Below are 22,040 nucleotides of genomic sequence, written 5' to 3'. Positions count from 1 at the left end.
CTTGTATTTTTTAGTTGTGTTGTTATATATTTAAAAGTATAGCACAACACCCCAAAACTAATGACACGGACTACTAGTAGTCCGTGTCATTAATTTTGGTGGGTAGGAATATTGGCAACGGATGATACAACGGATGTAACGGATAGGTAATTTTAGATAACAAAATCTATATTTTTGACGAATAACTCATCCGTTACATCCGTTACATCCGTTGCAAACCAACCAGCCAAAACTAATGACACGGACTACTAGATAATTTCATTAACTATGACGCGGCGAATAATTTCGGTGACATCTGCTGCCATACGCGCGTCAACTTCAACCAAGGTACGAGGTGGTTGCACTGCTGCTCGTAATGTCATTGCTAACGTTTTGAATTTACCAGGTTGGTTTGCACTACTGTTACGTTCATCGATGAATTCTACGAACGCAACGTAAGTAATTTCGTGTGAAGTTCTACTTTCGCTAAAGCCATTACCTAGTTTTGAGATAATGACCGGAGAGGTAATAACATTTTCTAGTCCAAGAGTTTCTATTGCCACATCTATATATCTTGCTCTGTCGTTACCCATTGCTTGAACTATAGATTTTAAACTTTGCCATTGGGCGCCAGGTAAACGTGAATCTCCGGGTAAATGCCAATGCCATCCTAACATTGAGATTAACCGTGTCAAATCGTATGCTGATAATAAATTTTGACCATCTAGTGGGGCGCCGGGTGAAGTGAGTATTTGTTTGCCTGAGATTCTATCGAATAGTTTCGGTTGTCTGATAAATGCATTTTCACCATACCCACCCCGAAAACTAAGCTGTTGATTTCCTGTAATATTTTTAACCCATGTTTCTAACGCTGTTGGAGTTTGAAACAGCTTTAAGCAAGCTGCTCCGGCATTGGAGGAAGTAATTTTGCCTCGGTAGCTAATAATATCTAAAGCGATATCAGTAAATTTGTTTCGTGATTCATTTATATAACAGTTCGCAATATCAACTCCAGGCGCCTTAGTATTAGCATCGCAAACAGTGTTTAGAATTGGAATAATCTTGCTAGCACTCCAGAACTGACGTTCTTCAAGAGCATTTTTCCCCAACCAGCGGGTTTTTATTTCGCCATTAGCAAAATTACCAATACAAATACAAGCTTCTTTAATATCAGAATGAAGAAAATTTAAACCTTGACTATCTATATTCGGAATAAATCCTCGTTTCGGATACGATGTATCAGTTGATGGTAAAGCTTGAGGTTCATGCTTAGTTGTTAACCGTTCTGCATACTCAACAATTTCTGCAATGTACTTAGAGTTTTGAATACCTCGATGTAAAAAAGCAACTTCCCCTTCAGAGGGTCTGGTAGCTTTGGCAATATCAAGTAAATTTTGAAAAGTTTGCGTGCGGTTACTAGTTACCATTCCTAAAACAGAAGGTAACTGCTTTCTAGTTAAAAGATTTTGAGCAAAGTTTCTATCATATTGAGGAAAGGGAATACCAACAGCATCACAAAAGCTTTTAATCGCATTCCTAGTTCTTGGGCCAAAGTCACCATCAACAAACTTTCCACCCGGATATAAACCTAAACCTCGTAATTTAATTTGAATTTGCGTAACTAACTCATTATCAGCTTTTACTTGCTCTTCGCTAAGACGAGAAATTATATTTTCTAATTTCATACTGTATATGTGATTGTATAAAGTTTTATATTTATACAAGTTTACACTTAAGCATTGCGGAAATGACAGGGATTAGTTAAATCAATATAAAACTCAGCATTTAAAGGCAGAAATGAATACTTAACTAGTGACAGTAAAATATCTGTCACAAATGTACTTCTTAGTATTTAAGTTTTATAAGAGTATTTTATTACTAGTTTAATGTTTACTAACTATGATTAGGCGCCAGTTTATAGCAAGTAGTATAATAGTACAAAAGTTTTCAAAATATTGTAATCGGGTGGCGCCATGACCACTGTGGATATTATGACACCTCAAACCGCTGAAGTAACACAAATAGAAACGCAATCACCGGAAGAAGAGTGGCAACCACCGATGCCACCTACAGATTTAATATTTGATGACGGAGAACCCTTGGAAAGTAGTCGTCACCGCGTCACAATGAACGCGCTAATTCGTTCTTATCGGCACCACTGTGCAGGGCGAAACAACTTTTTTGTTGGCGGCAATATGTTTGTTTACTATAGCAGTCAGCAAGTTAAAAACAAAGAATTTAAAGGGCCAGACTTTTTTATTGTCTTAGATGTGCCACCTGACCCAGCACGTCAAGGTTGGGTAGTTTGGGAAGAAAACGGACGTTATCCTGACATGATTGTTGAGTTACTTTCTGATACTACAGAAGTAAATGACCTAGGAGAAAAAAAAGCGCTGTACGAAAAAGTCTTTAAAACCAAAGATTATTTTGTATTTCATCCCTTCAAAGTCAACTCACTACAAGGATGGCGCCTTGATAGCTACAAAGGCTACCAACCAATCGAAGAAGATTCGCGAGGGTGGTTGTGGTGCGAGAGTTTGCATCTATGGTTAGGGACTTGGAAAGGTGTTATTGAAGATGATGACGCAGTTTGGCTAAGGTTTTACGACGAAGTCGGAAATCTGGTTTTATTGCCAGAAGAAGCTGAACAACAACGTGCTGACACCGAGCAACAACGTGCTGATGCCGAACGGCAGGCAAGATTAGATGCAGTATCTCAATTACTACAAATGGGATTAAGCGTTGAACAAGTTGCACAAGCACTTTCATTAACTGTCCAAGAAGTTGAGGCAGTTAGGTAAAATATCTCTTGAGAAACCAGGCTTTTTAAAGAAGCCTGGTTTCTTAGTCTGTATTTTCCGAAATGATTCAGACGGTGCATGTAGTCAAAACCACAAGAAAATTCCAACGAAAAATATTATTATTGCGGAGAAACTACATGCCAGCTTTATCAACTCCTATTCAAAATTTAATAACCAACGCGCGTTTTACTGTTGCCGAAATGGTCGAGTTAGAAAGACGCATTAAAGCAGGGCAAACAAATAGACAAGAAGCAGAAGTAATAGCAACTCGTTACGCTGACACAATAGAACCAGGTGTAGGTAGCTGGTTAAATAAACTTTTAAAATCTCTTGGTAGCAACGTTACAGTTGCACAACCAATTGCTAATCTTGCTAGCGATACTGATTTACTCAATGGCAATATTAGTTTACCTGACTCAGGACGTAAACATCCCTCTGTTCGTAATATTCAACGCGCGCTAATTGCTTTAGCCAGCCGTACTAGTAAATTAAATTATATGTTAAGAGAGTTTGGCGCCGATGGTGACTATGGTGATGAAACAATTAAAGCTGTACGGGCATTTCAACAAGGTAATGCATTACTCGTTGATGGTAAAGTTGGCGCCAAAACAGCAAAAGCCATCGATGCAGCACTTCGTAAAACTGATGTACCAGGAATTACAGGCGCCAGTCCCAAAGATTTAGTAAATGCAGCAATTGAACTTTCTACAGGTGAAGTAGCAAAATTCTATGGTGTACCTCAACCTTGGATAAACATCGACCCTAGACATAACGTACCTACCAACAGACCCTTTGATTTCCTTAAAGACCGTTGGAAATGCAACTTATTCGGTGGAAATGTTTTGCGTAAAGGTGGTTACGAACCTCCTTATTACAGAGACAACACCAACGACAATAAAGGTGAATACCCCAACGCGAACCAATGGTTCAGATGGACAGATAAATACGCTGCTGCAAACAATAACCCCGTTCGCTTCCTATTAATAGACGAAATCAAACCAACATCATTAACCGAAGCACAACTCTCGACACGACTTCAACAACTATTTGCAAAAATTCAACCCGGTGACTTCTTACTGGTTGACCACCAAGGTAGCGGAGTTCAAGATGGTGGACACACGCGCGTTGCAACCAAAAATAATTTTGCTAGCTCCCGCACAATATCCTTCGCGCAAGCAAGCTTTGAAAGCTCCTTAATTCGCGAAGAAAGTATTGAAGCTCTCATGTCAGAAGAAGCTATTTGGTTAATGCGTCCTAACACCAAAATGTAAATTACAGTGTCATACTGAACGCAGTAAATTACAGTGTCATCCTCACTACGTGAAGTATCTAAAATCAGTATTGACATCTTAAAATGTATTTATATATGAAAAAAAACCTGCATTTTAGCAGGCTTTTTCATAGCAATCCAAAAAAGCAAACATCTGCACCTGTGACTAAATTTACAAACCTTTTGTGAATTGTATACTTTCTAAGAGGCGCCTCTTAAGATTTGATACTTGTATTATCAGGAAAAATAAAGTGGTGATGATTTTGATGGAGTCCCTCACCATGAAAGAGTTTTAAAAATTTCACAGGAATGGATGAATAGTATTCAGTTCACCGAGCCTCGTGCGGCGTTAGATACTATAGATGGATTGCTGGAAAATAGCATTAAAATTTATTTGCACGAGCAAAAGCTGGAACCAGCACCCAAGTTCAAAATGCGTGACCGTAAAGCTGCTGCAAAAATTATTAGGTCTAAAACGCGCGAAGCACTAAAACAAAAATTCGGAGATAAAACCAAAGAATTAATAAAACAGGATTATCCTGTAAAAGGAAACAGTACAAATAATAAGTTTGATGTTGTTGTCGCTAATACTGAACCTTATTTTGCGGCACATGCCATTTCTTTTGAAGTTGATATACCTGATACTTTAAAGGATGCTATTCTTTGGAGGATTTCAGATGTAAAAAGTTATCAACCTTATTTTCCTATTGCCATTCTTGTATTGCCACCAAAGTTAGAACAAAGCAATTATAAGCAAATTGAATATGCATATAATAAAACTCTTAATACTTATAATAAACTAGGTGCAGATATTCTTCAAGAAAATGATATAGAATCTTGGGTTTTACAGCACATTTCAAAGCTCATCGTTTAGTTTTCTATTTAGTCAACACGACGTAGCGAAGGCTGAAATTAAATAATTTTATCGGTAACTACTCGCCTCATAATTTCAGTAACTAATGTATTATATAAACATATGTAAATAATTGTATCTTTAGAATCAAGGTTGCTATTAGTAGATTATAAACATAAAAAGCGCATTCAAAAAGCTTCCTTACAAAAATGCTGTGGTATTTTATACTACGGTATTCTCAATACGAAATTTGCGTATTTGAACGTGAGCTAACGTAAAAATTTACTCTAGAGAACAATAATGCCTGCTTTATCAACTCCCATCAAAAAGTTAATTACAAACGCGCGTTTTACAGCCATAGAAATGGTTGAATTAGAACAGCTGATTAAAGCGGGACAAGCAAAGAAAGAAGATGCCGAAGCAATTGCCACTCTGTATGCTGATACGTTAGAACCTGGTGTAGGTAGCTGGTTAAATAAACTTTTAACTAGTCTTGGCAGTAATATCAAAGTTGCTCAACCCATCGCTAATCTCGCAAGCGATACTGATTTACTCAATGGACGAATCTCTTTACCAGACTCAGGACGTAATCATCCTTCTGTTCGTAACGTCCAACGCGCGCTTATTGCCTTAGCGAGTCGTACTGCTAAGTTAAGTTACATGCTGCCCGAATTTGGTGCCGATGGTGACTATGGTGATGAGATAATCAAGGCTGTAAAATCATTTCAACAAAATAACGGACTAGTTGCAGATGGTAAAGTTGGCACCAAGACTGCTAAAGCACTTGACGCTGCACTTAGTAAAACTAATGTACCAGGAATTACAGGCGCCACCCCTAAAGATTTGGTGAACGCAGCAATTGAACTTTCCACAGGTGAAGTAGCAAAATTCTATGGTGTACCCCAACCTTGGATAAATATTGACCCTAAACACAACATTCCTACCAACAAACCCTTTAAACCCCTCGAAAACTGTTGGAAATGCAACTTGTTTGGCGGTAACGTTTTACGTAAAGGTGGTTATGAACCCCCCTACTACAAGGACAACACTAACGATGGTAAGGGTGAATACGCTAACGCGAACCAGTGGTTTAAATGGACAGACAAATACGCAAGTGCAAACAATAACCCCGTTCGCTTTCAATTAATTGATGAAGTCAAACCACTTTCATTAACCAACGAAGCACAACGCAAAACACGAATTCAACAACTACTTGCCAAAGTTCAGCCCGGTGACTTCTTAATCGTTGACAGCGAAGGTGACCAAGTTGCAAACGGTGGTCACGTGCGCTTTGCAGTCAAAAACGATTTCCAAAACCGAGGTAACGTTTCCTTTGCACAAGCAAAATATGAAAGTTCATTAACTCTTGAAGAAGGTGTTGATACATTCATGTACTACGAAGCAATTTGGTTAATGCGTCCTAACAGCAAAATGTAATCATATACACCTTGAAAGTATCGCTATATAAACAAAACCTGCGCGTTGGCAGGTTTTTATATAATAAAATTTAAATAATTTCCTTCCAAAAAAAACTTAAATTTGCACCCCCAAAGTAAAATGTTAACTTTTCATGACATAATTTTGTAATTTGAATGCTGAAAAAGCCTGTAATTGCGTTAAATGTCATGAAATATTGACACTTTGCTCCCCGAAAACGTGTAAATTCGTTGAAAGCTTAAAAAATACCCTTTGAGACCCCTTGATCCCTAGTGGGGGTAATTGGTTAATATTCATTGATATAAAGACTTGTTTCGCTCCTAGTGAATACCCGTAGGAGAAAAGCAAGTTGTAAAAGGTAGATTAATTCAAATAAAAGCACGTTTCTTAAGCTATAAGTTTAGCAAATAAGAACGTTAATTTTTGATTATGTGAATGACATTTATGCTCATTAGTTGAATTAGCCAGGGGAAGTAAAACTTAAAAATCTTAGGAAAAAACTGGAGTTAATATTCATGGCAAAAGAACGCCCACCGTTAGACGAGATGACATTGCGGCAGTTACGTAAAGTAGCTAGTGCTTATGGTGTATCTCGTTACAGCCGGATGCGTAAGACCCAATTACTTGCATCCATTTTAGAAGTAGAACGTAGCAAACCTTCATTAAATCAATCTCGTACATTAGAGGCACAGGAAGTCGTGGAAGCAGCAAAGTTTGAGTTAGGACAAGTAGATCGCAATGCAGGAAATCTTTCGGATGTCGATGAGTTTTTAGCTGATCTGCCAGGTGGTTATGGTGAAAGCCGCATTGTATTAATGCCCCGTGACCCACAATGGGCGTATGCTTACTGGGATATACCCAAGGAGCATAAAGAAGAGTTGCGTCGCAATGGTGGACAGCAATTAGCTTTAAGAATCTACGATGTTACTGATATAAACTTTGACACTCAAAGCCCACACAGTATCCAAGAATACCCAAGCGATGAAATGGCGCGCGAATGGTATTTACCTGTTCCTGTAAGCGATAGAGATTATGTAATTGATATCGGTTATCGTTGTGCTGACGGTCGCTGGTTGGTGCTTGCTCGTTCCGCGCGCGTTCACATTCCTCCTGTGTATCCATCTGACTGGATTGAAGATGTCTTCATTACCGTCAACTTTGAAGAAGAACTCCGCAGTAAAACTTTATACGAACTTGTTCCTCCTGCTAAGAAAGTTGCCGCTGCGGGTGCGGGTGCGGGTGTTGCTGGCGCCAATGGTAATGCGATTTACGACCAAATCTTTGGTATGGCAGAATCTACCGAAGCTTTGCGTGTAGCTGGTTCATTGTTTGGTTCAATGCAGCACGTACCTGGTTCGATGGCGCCAGAGCAAGCAATTAGTTCTTACGTATTCCCATCTGGTGTAGGTATGTGGGCAGTACCCACCACATCAGGTTTGAATATGTCTGGTGTAGGTATGTCGGGTGTTGGTTTGGGTGAAGTTCCAATGCAACCCCGCAAGTTCTGGTTAATTGCTGATGCTGAGTTAATTGTTTACGGTGCTACTGAGCCAGATGCAAATGTTACAATTGGTGGGCGCCCAATTAAGTTAAATCCAGATGGAACTTTCCGCTTCCAAATGTCGTTCCAAGATGGATTGATTGATTACCCAATCATGGCAGTAGCAGCAGATGGAGAACAAACTCGTTCGATTCAAATGAAGTTTAACCGCGAAACCCCATCGCGTAATACCAATACTAAAGACGAAGCAGTGTTGGAATGGTTTAATTAATTTTCAATTTTGGAACAATATAAACCTAATATCCTACTAATAGCTAAATGTTTTGAAGCCCACTATACACGTTATAGTGGGTTTTCTGGCAACGGATATAACGGATGTAACGGATGGGTTATGAAGGATGTTATGAGGTTGGTGTGTGGCTTTAGTGTTTTAGTGATTTTTGTGGGTTGTCAAAGGGAGGGTATAACTCAACGAGATATAAGTCAGTCTCCTATATTAAAGTTAGAACCAGTTGAGTTGGCGCCAAAAAAGGATTGTTTTGGGGAAAATAAAGATTTTAGTATTGAGTTTTTTAAGACGAATAATTCTGGGGAGGTGTATGAGAGAGGTATTAATCACGTAATTATTTTTAATCCCAAGTCTAATAAGCTTGATTTTAAGGTGAATGTGGGGTTGGCGCATAAATTATATGAGAAAGATAATCAAGGTAAAGTAAAACGAGAGTATGTACCAAAAACGTTTCGTGAAATTATTAGTGATGAAAATGCGAAGTTGAAGGGGAAATTACCAATCGCTGCGATTAATGCTGATTATATAGATACCCTAAATAAACCCCAAGGTTTGAATATCTCACGAGGAGTTGCGTATGCAGGGGATTTTCAAAGTAAGCGTTCGTCGTTTGGAATATCGTCTGGAGAGGCAACGAGGCGCCGAGCGACAATTGCTACAGGTAGAAGGAAAGAAGATATTTTAAATTACAACCTTGTTGGTGGTAATGGTAGATTTTATCGAGATGGAAGTTTTAAAGATATTTGTCAAGATTTAGGTGAGTTTGCTTGTAAGCAAGCTACTAATCGTTCTATGGTGGCTGTTACTAATCGCGGTTATGTAATTTTATTAGTCAATGACGCAAAAGCTAACTCTGATATAAGCGTATCAGAGAATAATCAGGAGTTATTACCAGACCAGTTTGATAATGTTTTGATGGGGATAGCGAAAAATAACTGTTTAGGCGCCATTACTGAAGCAATGCTATTTGATGGGGGAATGTCTCCGGGTTTGTACGACGAGCCTAAGAAAAAGCGTGGCATAATGCTTACCGATACTGCATGGCATAAAATACAAGAATTGGCAGCACGAAACTGTATGAGCGCAAGTGAATATCTTGAACAAATGATTAGAAATCATTCCTGTGATTGATGGCTAAAGCCATTCTATGTGCTTTCATCCCCGCCATGAATGGGCGGGGTTTTTCCTACGGATAACTTCGCTCTTCAGCATATTCTTTATAAGAAACCCGGTTTCTAAGCAAAATCTTCATTTTTATTACAAGATAACGAATAAGAAACCGGGTTTCTAGGGTTTTTAGGGTTGATAATTTCGGCGCCACTGTTCGAGTTTTTCTATTGAGATAGACTCAGTAATTACACCAGCATTATTACCACGCCATTCGACTTCGGGGTCGGTAGTAAAGACACCACAACTTAGGTACGCAAGCTGAATATCCCAGTACTCACTAAATCGACTTTTTAGAGTAATTACTTGGTCAAAAACTTTATTCCTGTGCTTATTGCGACGCTTGCGTTCGGTGGCGCCTGTTGCTTCGGTATCAATAAATTTGGTTTCGATGAGAAATAAGTTACCTGTGGTAGTTAGGTAGACAAAATCACACTTACCCAAATCAGTATAGTCAGCAATCGGAGATTTTTCAAACAGCAGTAACTCAGAGCAATTCGTGAACAAGCTCTGGATGTTTAAAAATAAATACGCTTGTAAAAGGAGCTCTTTATCGTAGGGAAACCCCACAACTCCTTCAAAAAAACGTTTTATGTCTTGCTGTGATTGGGGCTGAATTTTTTTGCAGTAAGCCACAAATTTATTCAGTTCATCTGCGCTCATGCAATCTTTGTTCATTCCACTGATGCTGCATACAAATAGTCTATGGCATAAAACGATACCATATACATGCAAGATTTCTCATCCGCATAAGTAACTAATTATATGATTTAAAAACAGAATACTTACGTTATTATACTGATGACATATGTAGAGACGCGATTAATCGCGTCTCTACTTAATTTGTTAGGGGTTGGAGACGTGCTTTGAAGTCGGCATTTTGGAGTGCGGTGATAGCGTTGATGGAATCTTGCACCCAAAATTGTCTGCCGAAACGAACGAGTTGACGAGTTCCTCCAGATTGGACGACTCCGATAACGGGTGTTTTACCTTTTTCGCTGCCACCTGCTTGTTTGACTAAGACATTTCGCAAACGGTCTTGTTCTTCGATAACGGTAGCTTGTTCAGGGGTAAGCTCGACCATTATCATTTGTACTTGTTCGACTGGCTCTACATCGTCTACAATTATTTGATTTTGATCGTCGCGACGTTTGATTTTTGCCCAAATAATTAATCGTGCATCGACTTGAAGTAAGGGACTAATACGTTCGTATATTTTAGGGAAAACGACGGCTTCAGATTGTGTTGTTAGGTCTTCGATTTGTAAAATTGCCATTGGGTCACCTTTTTGGGTGATGCGTTTGATGACGTTATTGAGCATCACGACCGTGCAAATTGCAGCGTCTTCTTTTTGTTCTGAGATTTGCGATAGGTTTACGGGTGAAAGAATACGCGCAGATTGGCGAATTGATTTAAGCGGGTGGTCAGAGACGTAAAAGCCAAGTAGTTCTTTTTCTTTATGAAGTTTTTCTTGGGGAGGGAAATCTGGAACGGGTTTAGCTTTCGGCGCCGTATCAAAGCTATTCTTTTTGCTAGTATCGTTACTGCCAAATCCTCCTCCTAACAAGTCAAATAAGTTTCCCTGACCGCTAGCACGGTCTTTTGCGCGGGAATGTGCCCAGTTAAAAGTTAATTCTAAATCGTGGATTAGTTGTTGACGATTTTGAAGGATTGTATCGAAGGTGCCGCAATATATTAAAGATTCTATAGTTTTACGAGTCACTGCACGCAAATCAATACGGTCACAAAAATCACCAAGCGATTTAAATTCCCCACCTTCGGAGCGTGCTTCTAATATCGACGAAATGGCGCCTTGTCCTAAACCACGTACAGCCGACAATCCAAACACAATTTTGCCATCTGTTGGGGTAAAGTGAATACCCGACCGATTTACGTTTGGTGGCTCAATTGGAATAGACATGGTGACGCAGGCAGAAATATATCTCTGTACCTTGTCTGTATCACCACTGTTAGCTGTTAACAGTGCTGCCATGTACTCTATGGGATAATTAGCTTTTAAGTACGCAGTTTGATAAGTTACATAACCATAAGCAGTAGAGTGTGACTTATTAAAGCAGTTAGAAGCTACAAAGCCTTGTTTTATAACAAAATTATGGTCTTGCGCTACCCCAATGTCATAGACATTTTGTATACCAAGAGTTTTTTTAGCAATTATTTTTACCATAACCACAGCCTCTAAATACTTATGGAATTTATATTATGCAACTTATATCAAGTTTATAATGATTTATTTATGTCGCTATGGTTGGCACAGACCTCTTAACAATCGACCATAAAAGGCCAACCTGTATTAAAATCAATCATTTGATAAGAGTTAATGACTGCTGAGTGCTGAGTGCTGAGTAATGAGTTATGATTTTTAACTCCTAACTCCGTACAGACGTGATTAATCACGTCTCTACACTCAGCACTCAGCACTTTCCACTCAGCACTAAATAAGGGAATTATTATGGCATCCATTCGTGAATTACACGAACAATTAGTTAAAAAGGAGCGTTCAGCGGTTGAAATTGCCCAAGAAGCGCTAAAACGTATAGAAACGTTGGAACCAAAGGTACAAAGTTTTTTATGCGTGACGGCTGAAAAGGCAATGGAACAAGCACGCGCTGTGGATGCGAAAATTTCAGCAGGTGAAGAAATAGGCATGTTAGCTGGTATTCCCATTGGGATCAAAGATAATATGTGTACAAAGGGAATTGCTACAACTTGCGCTTCACGTATTTTAGAGAATTTTGTCCCACCTTATGAATCAACGGTAACGCAAAAGCTATTCGATGCAGGCGCCGTAATGGTTGGTAAAACGAATCTTGATGAGTTTGCGATGGGAGGTTCCACAGAAACATCAGCTTATAAAAAAACAGCTAATCCTTGGGACTTATCACGTGTACCAGGTGGTTCATCGGGAGGTTCAGCAGCAGCAGTTGCAGCAGGTGAATGTGTTGTGTCAATAGGTTCAGATACAGGTGGTTCCATTCGTCAACCTGCTTCGTTTTGTGGTGTTGTAGGTATCAAACCTACTTATGGACTTGTCTCACGCTATGGGTTAGTCGCATTTGCTTCTTCCCTCGACCAAATTGGACCTTTTTCACGTAGCGTTGAAGATTCGGCTATTCTACTAAATGCTATAGCCGGATATGACCCTAAAGACTCGACGAGTTTAAAAGTTGAAATTCCTGATTATGCGACAAATCTCAAACCTGGTTCAATGTCGTATAACGGCAGAAAAATTCGTATTGGTATTATCAAGGAAACTTTTGGTGAAGGTTTAGATGCCACTGTTGAGCAATCTGTCAATACTGCTATTGAAAAACTTAAAGAACTAGGAGCAGAAATCGTTGAAATTTCTTGTCCTCGTTTCCGCTATGGTTTACCAAGCTATTACATTATTGCTCCCTCAGAAGCTTCTGCGAATTTAGCCCGTTACGACGGTGTTAAATATGGTATGCGCGCAGAAGATGCAGAAAATTTACTATCAATGTACACCCGCACTCGTGCTAATGGTTTCGGCGCCGAAGTCAAACGTCGTATCATGATAGGTACCTACGCACTGTCTTCAGGTTACTACGATGCGTATTATCTCAAAGCCCAAAAAGTCCGCACTTTAATTAAACAAGACTTTGAGAGCGCATTTGAAAAAGTCGATGTTTTAGTATCTCCTGTTGCTCCCACAACTGCATTCAAAGCAGGAGAGAAAACAACCGACCCATTAAGTATGTATTTAATTGACTTGATGACGATCCCTGTTAACTTAGCTGGATTGCCTGGTATAAGTGTACCATGTGGTTTTGATAATGAGGGAATGCCAATAGGTTTACAGTTGGTGGGTAATGCGTTGCGGGAAGATTTGTTGTTCCAAGTTGCTTATGCATACGAGCAAGCAACAGACTGGCATTCACGCGAACCCAAAATTTAAAAAATAAAAAACAAACCGTTGTTGTAGAGACGTTACATGTAACGTCTCTACATTTTTATGGTGTTGGGGAAGGCGTTGGTGTGGCGCCAGTTTCAGGAGTATACTTCACATCTCGGATACTACCTTCAGGACCCATAGCTGTAGCAGGTTGTTTATTTTGGGATACTAAAACAGCACCAGCATTACCCGAACGTATCGAAACTTCTTTCAAAGCTTTCCACGTTCTTTTTTCTCCTTTATTTAAGGTTCCTTCAAAATCAGTTTTTCCATCGACTTTGACTCGTACCCACGAACTGTCTTGCAGTTCTACACCAACTTCAACCCCTTCCCCAGCTTGAATAGTTGGTGTAGGAGTAGGAGTAGGAGTAGGAGTAGGAGTAGTTTGAGGGGTAGAAGTCAGTGTTGGTGACGGTGATGCTAACGCGATTTCTTGAGAGCTTGTTGGACTTGATGTTGGTTTTGGTAACGATGATACTACCGGAGAAGTTTTAGAAATAACTGCTGTTTTAGTAGTATTACTTTTGCTTTGAGCTACCGACTCAGCTCCTCGACGAGGAACAAGAATATAAATAAGTCCTAAAGAGGCGGCAACTAGTAGTAAGATATACGGTACGGCTAGAGGTATATATAAATTTTGTTTTTTTTCGATGTCTTGTGGTTCGCTTTCAGTGGGTACGGGTAAAAATACATCACCAAAGTTTGTGGTTAGTGCGGCGCCATCAATGCCAATAGCATCACAATAACGGCGAATGAATCCCTGTACGAAAACTGCTTCAGGAAGAACCTCGGCATTTCCTTCTTCTATGGCTTGTATGAACGCTGGGCGTATCCGCGTATGTACTGCGATTTCATCTATACTTATAGATTTGTCTTCGCGTCGTTTGCGTAAGTAAGCCCCAATCTCCCTTAATTGCTCTATTTGAGCCTCAGTCGCTAACTTCACTTGATTCTCCTCTTATCCACCTATGCTTATTCAATAGAGAAAGTACTGATTTTTGTGTATATAATTAAACTAATTAATCCCAATTATAAGAATTCATATTTGACAATCGTATCTCTAATTTAATAGAGTACCAAATTTAATCACAAAAATAATAATGATTGTGTTTAGAATTACCTGAAGGAGGGCAGGAAAGCTGATACATATAATACATTTACTCCCCAAGTTTCTTCTTGGTATGGGGCTGCTGGTTATTTTTGCTTATATCGCAACGTGCTTATTTTTATACGCACGACAGCACAAGTATCTTTTTTATCCTTCGTCAGAGATTGAAAAAACACCTGCTGCTTATGATGTATCTTTTGAAGAAGTTTGGATACCCGTAAGTTCCAATGGCAATGAGCGAATTTACGCTTGGTGGATGGATAATTCTAAGTACTCAAATGGTAAAGTGCTACTCTATCTCCACGGTAACGCAGCTAACATTGGCGCCAATCTTTATGCAGCAACTGGATATTACAAAGCAGGGTTTTCAGTATTGTTAATTGATTATCGAGGGTTTGGGCTGAGTATTGGTAAGCATCCTACTGAAAAGAGTGTTTACGAAGATGCGTCCACAGCTTGGAATTATTTGGTAACACAAAGAAAAGTAGCTGCTCACAACATCTATATATATGGACACTCGTTAGGTGGCGCCGTTGCGATAGAATTAGTCACAAAGCATCCAGAAGCTGCCGGGTTGATTGTAGAAAGCACTTTCACATCAATACGAAATGTGATTGTAGCTCGGAAACTTTTCCGGTTTTTCCCCGTCAAGTTAATTCTGAAACAAAATTTTGATTCAATCAGTAAAATACCACTGATAAAAATACCTATCCTATTAATTCACGGCGCAGAGGATTCAACAGTTCCAGCGTTTATGAGTAAACAGCTGTATAATGCGGCTCCAAAGCCCAAAGAAGTACTAATTGTTCCTGGTGCAGACCATAACAACGTTGGAGAGTTCGCTCCGTCTGTATATCTAAAAGCTGTGCAGTCTTTTATAAAACTAATTGAAGCGAAACGACCAACTATTTATTAGAGAAACCAGGTTTCTGACAGGCGCCGATTTCAGCAATTACACCTAAGTGGGGATGTAATTGTTGATATTTTAGTGCGTCTATAAAAATGACTTTGGTGGTTCAAAATACCTGATGGATTGATACACAAAAATCCGGAATCACCCGCATTCAAGAGAATAAATTACACAGAGAAAGCTTTTTCGCTCTTATAAATATTATTGGTTTAGACAAAAATTATGACAGCTGTATACTCACTAAGTATTCCTGGAAAATCAGCTATTGAGATCAGCCAAGACGAACTACGGTCAATCTTAGGCGAAATTGAAGCAGAGCTACATCGCAGTAAAGTTTACCGTCGTGCGTTAGCTACTGTAAAAAAAATGTTCGGAGAATCTTCTGAACAAGCAAGTCAGTTATTTAAAGCTGTGGGACGGGAAGCAATAGGTTTAGCTTTTCATCAGTTTGCTAAACAGCAGCAACAAATAGAGGAAGTCCAACCAGGTGCTGCTTCATCTCCCAATTCTGTAAGTAACGAAGAAAAAGCTGAATTAGAAGAAAACGTTAATCATTCTGTTGAACATAACCTAGAACCGAACGGTGATTTATCAGAATGCTTAACCAGTGCAAAGTTTCATTCCAAAGCAGAACACGAAACTGATGCAGTAGTAGACAATGGTAATTCACCTAGTGTAGAAGTTAAAAGCGCTGTTAAATCAAACTTACCGTTATCGTGGTTGAACAAGAACAAAAACAAAAAACCTTCCAAAGCAGAACTTGCTAGACTTGCAGCAGCAGAACAACGCATCAAAACTTTAAACGACATTGGTCAACAATTGCGACAAGCACGTGAGTTGAAAGGAATGTCACTGACTCAGTTGAATATCTATACCCATGTACCCGTCCATCAAATGGAAGCAATTGAAAATGGGAAATGGGAAAATCTACCTGAAGAAGTATATGTTCGCGGATTTATTCGTGTTATGGGTAATGCATTGGGACTTAATGGAACTAATTTAGTTGCGACTTTACCAGCTCCCGAACCCGTAAAAACAATTGCACCAGTTTGGTATAAAGAACAGAAAAGCTCTGGTAGTAGTGGAATCGGATTTGATATTAAACCGATGCATTTATATGTCGGTTATACAGCACTCGTAGCTGGCGCCGTTAGTGGATTATCATTAATGTCACAGCAAGCAGAAGCAAAACGACTACTCCCCGACACAAACACATCTTCAACTTCATCTTTCACTAAAACACCCCAAGACAAAGAAACAAATACTAAACCTGGATTACAATCTAACGGTCAAGTTTCAGTAGGCGCCGGCATTGCAGCACCTGAAGCTTTGTAAAGCATGTTTAAATTGCTCTTGTGGAATGGGCATCCTTGCCCGTTCCAAATATGTTCCAAATATATAGGGCGGGCAAGGATGCCCACCCCACAAGATAAATGAAATCTTTTGAGGTTTAGTATTAATTTTTACATATACGAATAGATTAGCTTTGTTGTTGCTTGTATGGCATCAGTTTTTGTACCTATATAGGTTTGATCCCCCGAATTTCGGGGGCTAGGGGCATTTTAATACTATGTATAAAAAATCTTACTTGACTGGAAATAGTAATGAATACTACATCCAAGTTGACTAGGTTTATTTGCATAAGTTACGTCTGACAGGAAGTAGTTATATGTATAACTGCATCACCGACAAAAGTTATGACGACACGGATAAAGGTTTGGCTACTCGTTCTGTTGCTGCTAACATTCTTTTGCGCTTTGTGGCTTCAAAAAGTCGAAGTGCCTAAAACCGAAAACTTATATCGTGTTAAGTTTATTGACAAATCTGGTTATATCAACCAAGCTTACGAGTTAGTTGTTCAACCAAAGTTTTATGATGCTAGACTGTTTACTTCAGCTAATAAAGCGCCCGTAAAAGTTAATGGCAAATGGGGTTTTATCAACTTGAAGGGAGAAGTGAGCATTCCTCCTCAATATGATATGGTAGGTGAATCGCTGCGTATTAATGAAATACCAGAAACTAAAGAAGATGATTTGTATCGTGTTCCATCGAGTTCTTTTTCATCCGGTTTGGTAGGCGTTAAACTTAACGGCAAATGGGGGTTTATTGATGAAACCGGGCAACTTGTTATTCCCTATCAGTTTGATAAAGTTCAGCAATTCTCTGATGGTATAGCAAATGCTAGCATTAATAATTTATGGGGCGCCATTAATCGACAAGGCAACTGGATAGTTTCACCTGTAAACAAGTATCCACATCCAATTAACTTTTTTCAAGGAATAGCCAAGATTAATATAGACACCCTAGATAAAATAGGACAGCGAACAAATAGTTTAAATTTGTACTACTTCGATAAATCAGGGCAATTAATTAGTGTTAACTACCCTCCTAGTGTTGCTAGAGAGTTTCAGGAAGGACTTGCGATAATAGAGCAAAACTTGTGGCAGAAACCTGATTTTCCCCCAGTAGTAGCTACATCTGAATATGGGTTTATCTCTTCAAATGGCTTAAAATGTGGGTTTCAAGACGAACAAGGAAAGGTTGTTATTAAGCCACAATTTGATGGCTGTCAAAGCTTTTCACATTCCTTAGCAGCTGTTCGTGTTCAAGATAAATGGGGATATATAGATAAAACAGGCTTCTTTGTAGTTAGTCCGCAATTTGATTATGCAGATAGTCTGGTTGAAGAACGTGGTTTAATTATTAAAGATGGCAAAATAGGTTTTATTAACGAAGCTGGGAAAGTTGTAATCAAGCCGCAATATTTTCCAAGTGCTGAGTCTGGATATATCGGTGAGTCTAAAGATTTATTAAATTCTTTTAAAGAATATGCACACCAACTAGAACCGTCTTCGAAAAATATTGTACGACACCGATTCTCTCACGGGCTTGCAACTGTTGCCACAGACGGAAAATGCGGCTATATCGACAAACAAGGTAAACTCGCTATTAAACCTCAATTTTCAGCATGTAGTCCGTTTGACTCTTACGGTATTGCTCAAGTTCGCCAAAATACCAATACGTCAGCAGGTTCTTGGTTACAGCCACTTTACATTAACTCTAAAGGTGAAACATTTCCACAATATATTACCCATAAGTTAATTAGCAAAATGTATCCGACTCAGGTTAAACTGTTAATTGCATTTATGGCGTGTTTACTTTGGGTTATTGCCATTAGTTGTCATGAATTTGGACATGCAATTGTCGCATATTGGGGTGGCGATACTTCTGTGAAAGATAAAGGTTATTTAAGTTTTAACCCAAGTCGATATTTTCATCCTTTGCACAGTTTTATCTTACCTGTTATTTTCTTTTTTATTGCGGGTGGAATACCTTTACCAGGCGCCGCAGTTTACATTGAATTTGAAAAAATTAGGAACCGATTTTGGATAACCGCGACAGCAGCGGCAGGTCCAATTGCTAGTATACTATTTGGTTTACTCTTAGTTCCTGTATATCATCTGAGCTTAAAATATAATTTTCCCTATTGGTTAACTGCATTTCTCGCTTTCTTTATTAGCTTACAGTTCCTAATGGCGTTTTTAAACTTGATGCCAATTCCTCCATTAGATGGCTATAAAATGTTAGAGAAATGGTTGCCATACCGATTACAAGACCGTAATGGTATTGCATCGCTGATAGGATTAATAGTTGTGTTCATCATCCCACTATTTATTCCAATAATTGTATTTCCTATTCTTGTCTTGACAGGAATTTTAGCAGCTATTTCAGGAATTTCACCAGACCCGGCGTGGGTTGGTTGGAACTTGTTTGACCGCTGGTACGCAGTATTAGTTATACTGATTAGTTGTTTTGTATATTTTATACTTAAACCTGCATTAGTATTTCAATTATTAGGTTTAATCTTTGAAGACTATCGACCTCATATAGCGCTACAAAATTATAATCGTGCGCTTCGACTGGAACCTAACAACACTTGGTCATGGGAATGTAAAGCATCAACTTTAAGAAAATTAGGTATTTATGAAGAAGCAATACCCGCTTATAATAGAGCAATAGAGTTAGGTTCTTATAATCGCTACACACGACGCTGTTTGATTGACTTGTTAGGACGGTATGAATGGTATGAAGAAAAAATCGAGGCACAAATAAAAGCTGTTGATGAATATATCCAATCAAATCCTAGTGATGCCTGGGGATGGGAAAGAAAAATATATATACTCCAAAAGCAAGGCTGTTATGAAGAAGCACTTTTAATTAGTGAACAAGCAATTCAACAAACAAGAGGTAAAGATGGTACTATCTGGCGAAATAAAGGGTTTATTTTAAGAGAATTAGAACGCTACGAAGAAGCCCTAAATTGTTATAATAAGGCGATTGAAATGAATTCAAACCAAGTCTGGCAATGGTGTGATAAAATCATGATTTTGCGACTACTCGGTCGTGAAGATGAAGTGTGGGATACTTGTCAAAAAGCTGTTAAATTTAAGAAAAAAGAATCTGTAAAATCGATATGGTTAGAGGCTGCCTGGATTTTAAAGATATCAGGTTATTATGGGCAAGCGTTAAAAGCTTACAATAAAGTAATTGAAATCGCTCCTAATAACACACAAGCATGGCAAGGCAAAATAGATATTTTAGAACAGCTTGAACTTTATGAGGAAGCGCAACAAGCACGAGCGAAATATGACACACTCAGCGTTAGGCTTTAAATATAGCGTTCCATATAACCAAAATATAGGATTGCCTAATAAATATTACTTTTCAAACATTTCTAAATGCTGTGACGCAGCAATAGATTAGAATAAATATCTAACATGTAGTTATCCAGATTAACATAAAGTTATCTATATGCCCCAAATTTTAAAAGCAACTTACACGAATGGCACCTTTATATTGCAAACAAGTTATGATATACCAGAAGGTTCTGAAGTTGAGTTATTTGTGAAATATTCTAATGTTGTGGCGCCACCAATTTATGATGTAGAAAGCAAAAAGAGCTTATAAATATTCGATGGTGCGCTCTGAGCAGTTTAATTATTTGCTTCGTTTCTAGTTTGTGATTGCTCAGAGCGCACCCTACGTAATGTAAAAATATAGAAGCTATGTGAATTTTATATTTATCTTTTTATGCTGCAATTAACTCCTCATCTCAAAGCGAGACTCGCTACACCTCTAAAAATAGGCGCCTTAGAAATCAACAGTCGTGTGCTTCAATCTCCTTTATCTGGTGTAACAGATTTAGTGTTCCGGCGCCTAGTTCGTCGTTATGCTCCAGAGTCAATGTTATATACCGAGATGGTTCACGCTTCTAGGTTGCAGCATTTAAAGGAAATTCCCATTATTATGGAAATTGACCCGAACGAACGCCCGGTAAGTATTCAATTATTTGATTGCCGTCCACATTTTTTAGCTGAAGCTGCACAAAAAGCGGTTGCCGAAGGCGCCGATACTGTGGATATTAATATGGGGTGTCCGGTAAATAAAATTACTCGCAAGGGTGGGGGTTCTTCGCTGTTACGACAACCAGAAGTAGCAGAAGAAATAGTAAGAGAAATAGTTAAGGCAGTTGATGTACCAGTCACCGTAAAAACACGCATTGGTTGGGATGATGCAGAGATTACGATACTAGATTTTGCTCTTCGTATGCAAGATGCAGGCGCCCAAATGATAACTATACATGGTCGTACACGTGCCCAAGGTTATACAGGTAATGCGCGTTGGGAATGGATAGGAAAGGTAAAACGAGTATTAGATATTCCAGTAATTGCCAATGGGGATATATTTTCTGTAGAGTCAGCAGCGCGATGCTTGGAAGAAACAGGCGCCGATGGTGTAATGTGTTCGCGCGGTACTTTGGGATATCCGTTTTTAGTGGGAGAAATTGATTATTTTTTAAAAACAGGGGAAATATTAGCGGCGCCAACACTTATACAAAGACTCGAATGTGCCAAAGAACATTTAGAAGCGTTGTATGAATATAAAGGAGAACGCGGTATTTACCAAGCGCGTAAACATATGGCTTGGTACGCAAAGGGATTTGTTGGCGCCTCTGATTTACGTGGTGAGTTGAATAAAATAGAAACCGTAAAGCAAGGAGTTGAATTACTCGACAAAGCAATTGACAAATTAGCTACAGGCTACGAAGTTATCGAGGAAAAAGAAGTTGTGATGTCACAATAATAAAGTTTTATGGTGGTGGATGCCTGCCTGTTTGCGGGTGTTTAACCATTTGTCGAGCAGATTTATGTAATGAGCAGGATACACAAGCAAGCGCTAAATTATTTTCTACCGTTTGCCCACCTGCCACAACAGGTGTGACATGGTCAATGTGAAATGTCGCTTCTTGTCCTGCTTGAGATAAACCGCAATACTCGCAGCGATTACCCGCCCTTTGAATAACTAATCTACGCAAAGAAGCTGAAATTGATGTTGACATTTATAGTTTTTTCGTAACTCGCTGTGACCTTAAGCGAAGTAGAGATAAAAAATCTGACAATTCGACTAATCCTTCTGCTTCTTGACGTTCTTCGTCACTCAACAGTTCGCCTGCATCCTGACGGTCTAACAAAAATTGAAGACGGTTTTGAACTGCGCTAGGAAGCAAAAATGGCGTTAATTCCGCTGGTATCTCAATTACCTCAGACGTAGTACTAGATAGAGCTTTTTCTGTACATATTGGACAATATCCGAGTAAAACGGACTGACTTTAATACAAAATTACAAATTCTACATTGCTTTGAGTAAAGTTTACATAATTGTGTGCGTCATGCAAGCATCTGACTATAATTTTCTCAATAGTTCTATAGAATGAATAGTTATAGTCCACATTT

General features: G+C 38.9%; 19 protein-coding genes. 12 read left to right on the top strand and 7 right to left on the bottom strand.

What is annotated here, in order from left to right; genetic code table 11:
- Nucleotides 1-248: 248 nt before the first annotated feature.
- Nucleotides 249-1,664, bottom strand: a complete 1,416-nt coding sequence (locus DSM106972_RS40550; RefSeq protein ID WP_201800847.1) for a peptidoglycan-binding protein — start codon at nt 1,662-1,664, stop codon at nt 249-251.
- Between the two features lie 306 nt (nt 1,665-1,970).
- Between DSM106972_RS40550 and DSM106972_RS40545 the strand changes: the two genes are divergently transcribed.
- The 6 genes from DSM106972_RS40545 to DSM106972_RS40520 all read left to right on the top strand — a co-directional run bounded on the left by DSM106972_RS40545 (nt 1,971) and on the right by DSM106972_RS40520 (nt 9,261).
- Nucleotides 1,971-2,780, top strand: coding sequence for a Uma2 family endonuclease (locus DSM106972_RS40545; protein ID WP_127086020.1), 810 nt, complete (start codon nt 1,971-1,973; stop codon nt 2,778-2,780).
- Between the two features lie 137 nt (nt 2,781-2,917).
- Complete coding sequence (locus DSM106972_RS40540) at nt 2,918-4,051, top strand: peptidoglycan-binding domain-containing protein (protein ID WP_158632960.1); 1,134 nt, start codon at nt 2,918-2,920, stop codon at nt 4,049-4,051.
- Nucleotides 4,052-4,363: 312 nt separating this feature from the next.
- Nucleotides 4,364-4,924, top strand: coding sequence for a hypothetical protein (locus DSM106972_RS40535; RefSeq protein WP_127086012.1), 561 nt, complete (start codon nt 4,364-4,366; stop codon nt 4,922-4,924).
- Nucleotides 4,925-5,203: 279 nt separating this feature from the next.
- Nucleotides 5,204-6,340 (top strand): peptidoglycan-binding domain-containing protein, encoded by a 1,137-nt coding sequence (locus DSM106972_RS40530; RefSeq protein ID WP_127086011.1) that lies wholly within the window; start codon nt 5,204-5,206, stop codon nt 6,338-6,340.
- Nucleotides 6,341-6,855: 515 nt separating this feature from the next.
- Nucleotides 6,856-8,112, top strand: coding sequence for a DUF4912 domain-containing protein (locus tag DSM106972_RS40525; protein WP_127086010.1), 1,257 nt, complete (start codon nt 6,856-6,858; stop codon nt 8,110-8,112).
- Nucleotides 8,113-8,274: 162 nt separating this feature from the next.
- The gene (locus DSM106972_RS40520; protein ID WP_411675385.1) at nt 8,275-9,261 is read left to right on the top strand and encodes a phosphodiester glycosidase family protein; all 987 of its coding nucleotides are present in this window, start codon (nt 8,275-8,277) and stop codon (nt 9,259-9,261) included.
- A 165-nt stretch (nt 9,262-9,426) separates the two neighbouring features.
- On the opposite strand, the gene DSM106972_RS40515 is transcribed toward DSM106972_RS40520, so the two are convergent.
- The 3 genes from DSM106972_RS40515 to DSM106972_RS40505 form a co-directional block, all read right to left on the bottom strand.
- Nucleotides 9,427-9,960: a hypothetical protein gene (locus tag DSM106972_RS40515; protein ID WP_127086018.1), complete on the bottom strand. Its 534-nt coding sequence runs from the start codon at nt 9,958-9,960 to the stop codon at nt 9,427-9,429.
- 175 nt (nt 9,961-10,135) lie between these two features.
- Complete coding sequence (locus DSM106972_RS40510; protein WP_127086009.1) at nt 10,136-11,482, bottom strand: helix-hairpin-helix domain-containing protein; 1,347 nt, start codon at nt 11,480-11,482, stop codon at nt 10,136-10,138.
- Nucleotides 11,483-11,577: 95 nt separating this feature from the next.
- A complete protein-coding gene (locus DSM106972_RS40505; RefSeq protein WP_127086008.1) occupies nt 11,578-11,778 on the bottom strand; it encodes a hypothetical protein in 201 nt (66 codons plus the stop codon).
- Between DSM106972_RS40505 and gatA the strand changes: the two genes are divergently transcribed.
- The gene (gatA, locus tag DSM106972_RS40500) at nt 11,768-13,231 is read left to right on the top strand and encodes an Asp-tRNA(Asn)/Glu-tRNA(Gln) amidotransferase subunit GatA (RefSeq protein ID WP_127086007.1); all 1,464 of its coding nucleotides are present in this window, start codon (nt 11,768-11,770) and stop codon (nt 13,229-13,231) included. The genes DSM106972_RS40505 and gatA overlap by 11 nt on opposite strands.
- Nucleotides 13,232-13,286: 55 nt before the next feature.
- Here the strand turns inward: gatA and DSM106972_RS40495 are convergent, their stop codons facing one another.
- Nucleotides 13,287-14,174, bottom strand: a complete 888-nt coding sequence (locus DSM106972_RS40495; RefSeq protein ID WP_127086006.1) for a helix-turn-helix domain-containing protein — start codon at nt 14,172-14,174, stop codon at nt 13,287-13,289.
- A gap of 235 nt (nt 14,175-14,409) precedes the next feature.
- Between DSM106972_RS40495 and DSM106972_RS40490 the strand changes: the two genes are divergently transcribed.
- The 5 genes from DSM106972_RS40490 to dusB all read left to right on the top strand — a co-directional run bounded on the left by DSM106972_RS40490 (nt 14,410) and on the right by dusB (nt 21,390).
- Nucleotides 14,410-15,252, top strand: coding sequence for an alpha/beta hydrolase (locus DSM106972_RS40490; RefSeq protein ID WP_127086005.1), 843 nt, complete (start codon nt 14,410-14,412; stop codon nt 15,250-15,252).
- A gap of 216 nt (nt 15,253-15,468) precedes the next feature.
- Nucleotides 15,469-16,581, top strand: a complete 1,113-nt coding sequence (locus DSM106972_RS40485) for a helix-turn-helix domain-containing protein (protein ID WP_127086004.1) — start codon at nt 15,469-15,471, stop codon at nt 16,579-16,581.
- A 362-nt stretch (nt 16,582-16,943) separates the two neighbouring features.
- Complete coding sequence (locus DSM106972_RS40480) at nt 16,944-19,919, top strand: WG repeat-containing protein (RefSeq protein ID WP_127086003.1); 2,976 nt, start codon at nt 16,944-16,946, stop codon at nt 19,917-19,919.
- Between the two features lie 139 nt (nt 19,920-20,058).
- Nucleotides 20,059-20,214, top strand: a complete 156-nt coding sequence (locus DSM106972_RS40475; protein WP_127086002.1) for an antitoxin family protein — start codon at nt 20,059-20,061, stop codon at nt 20,212-20,214.
- Nucleotides 20,215-20,337: 123 nt separating this feature from the next.
- Entirely contained in the window at nt 20,338-21,390 is a 1,053-nt protein-coding gene (dusB, locus tag DSM106972_RS40470) for a tRNA dihydrouridine synthase DusB (protein WP_127086001.1), read from the top strand.
- A gap of 7 nt (nt 21,391-21,397) precedes the next feature.
- On the opposite strand, the gene DSM106972_RS40465 is transcribed toward dusB, so the two are convergent.
- Both DSM106972_RS40465 and DSM106972_RS40460 read right to left on the bottom strand, forming a co-directional pair.
- Nucleotides 21,398-21,646 (bottom strand): HNH endonuclease, encoded by a 249-nt coding sequence (locus DSM106972_RS40465; protein ID WP_127086000.1) that lies wholly within the window; start codon nt 21,644-21,646, stop codon nt 21,398-21,400.
- Nucleotides 21,647-21,814, bottom strand: coding sequence for a hypothetical protein (locus DSM106972_RS40460; protein ID WP_233787007.1), 168 nt, complete (start codon nt 21,812-21,814; stop codon nt 21,647-21,649).
- Nucleotides 21,815-22,040 lie beyond the last annotated feature (226 nt).

Source organism: Dulcicalothrix desertica PCC 7102, assembly GCF_003991905.1.
GTDB lineage: Bacteria > Cyanobacteriota > Cyanobacteriia > Cyanobacteriales > Nostocaceae > Dulcicalothrix > Dulcicalothrix desertica.
Note: the sequence above shows the minus strand (reverse complement) of the source record. Positions and strands in the feature narration are given on the sequence as shown.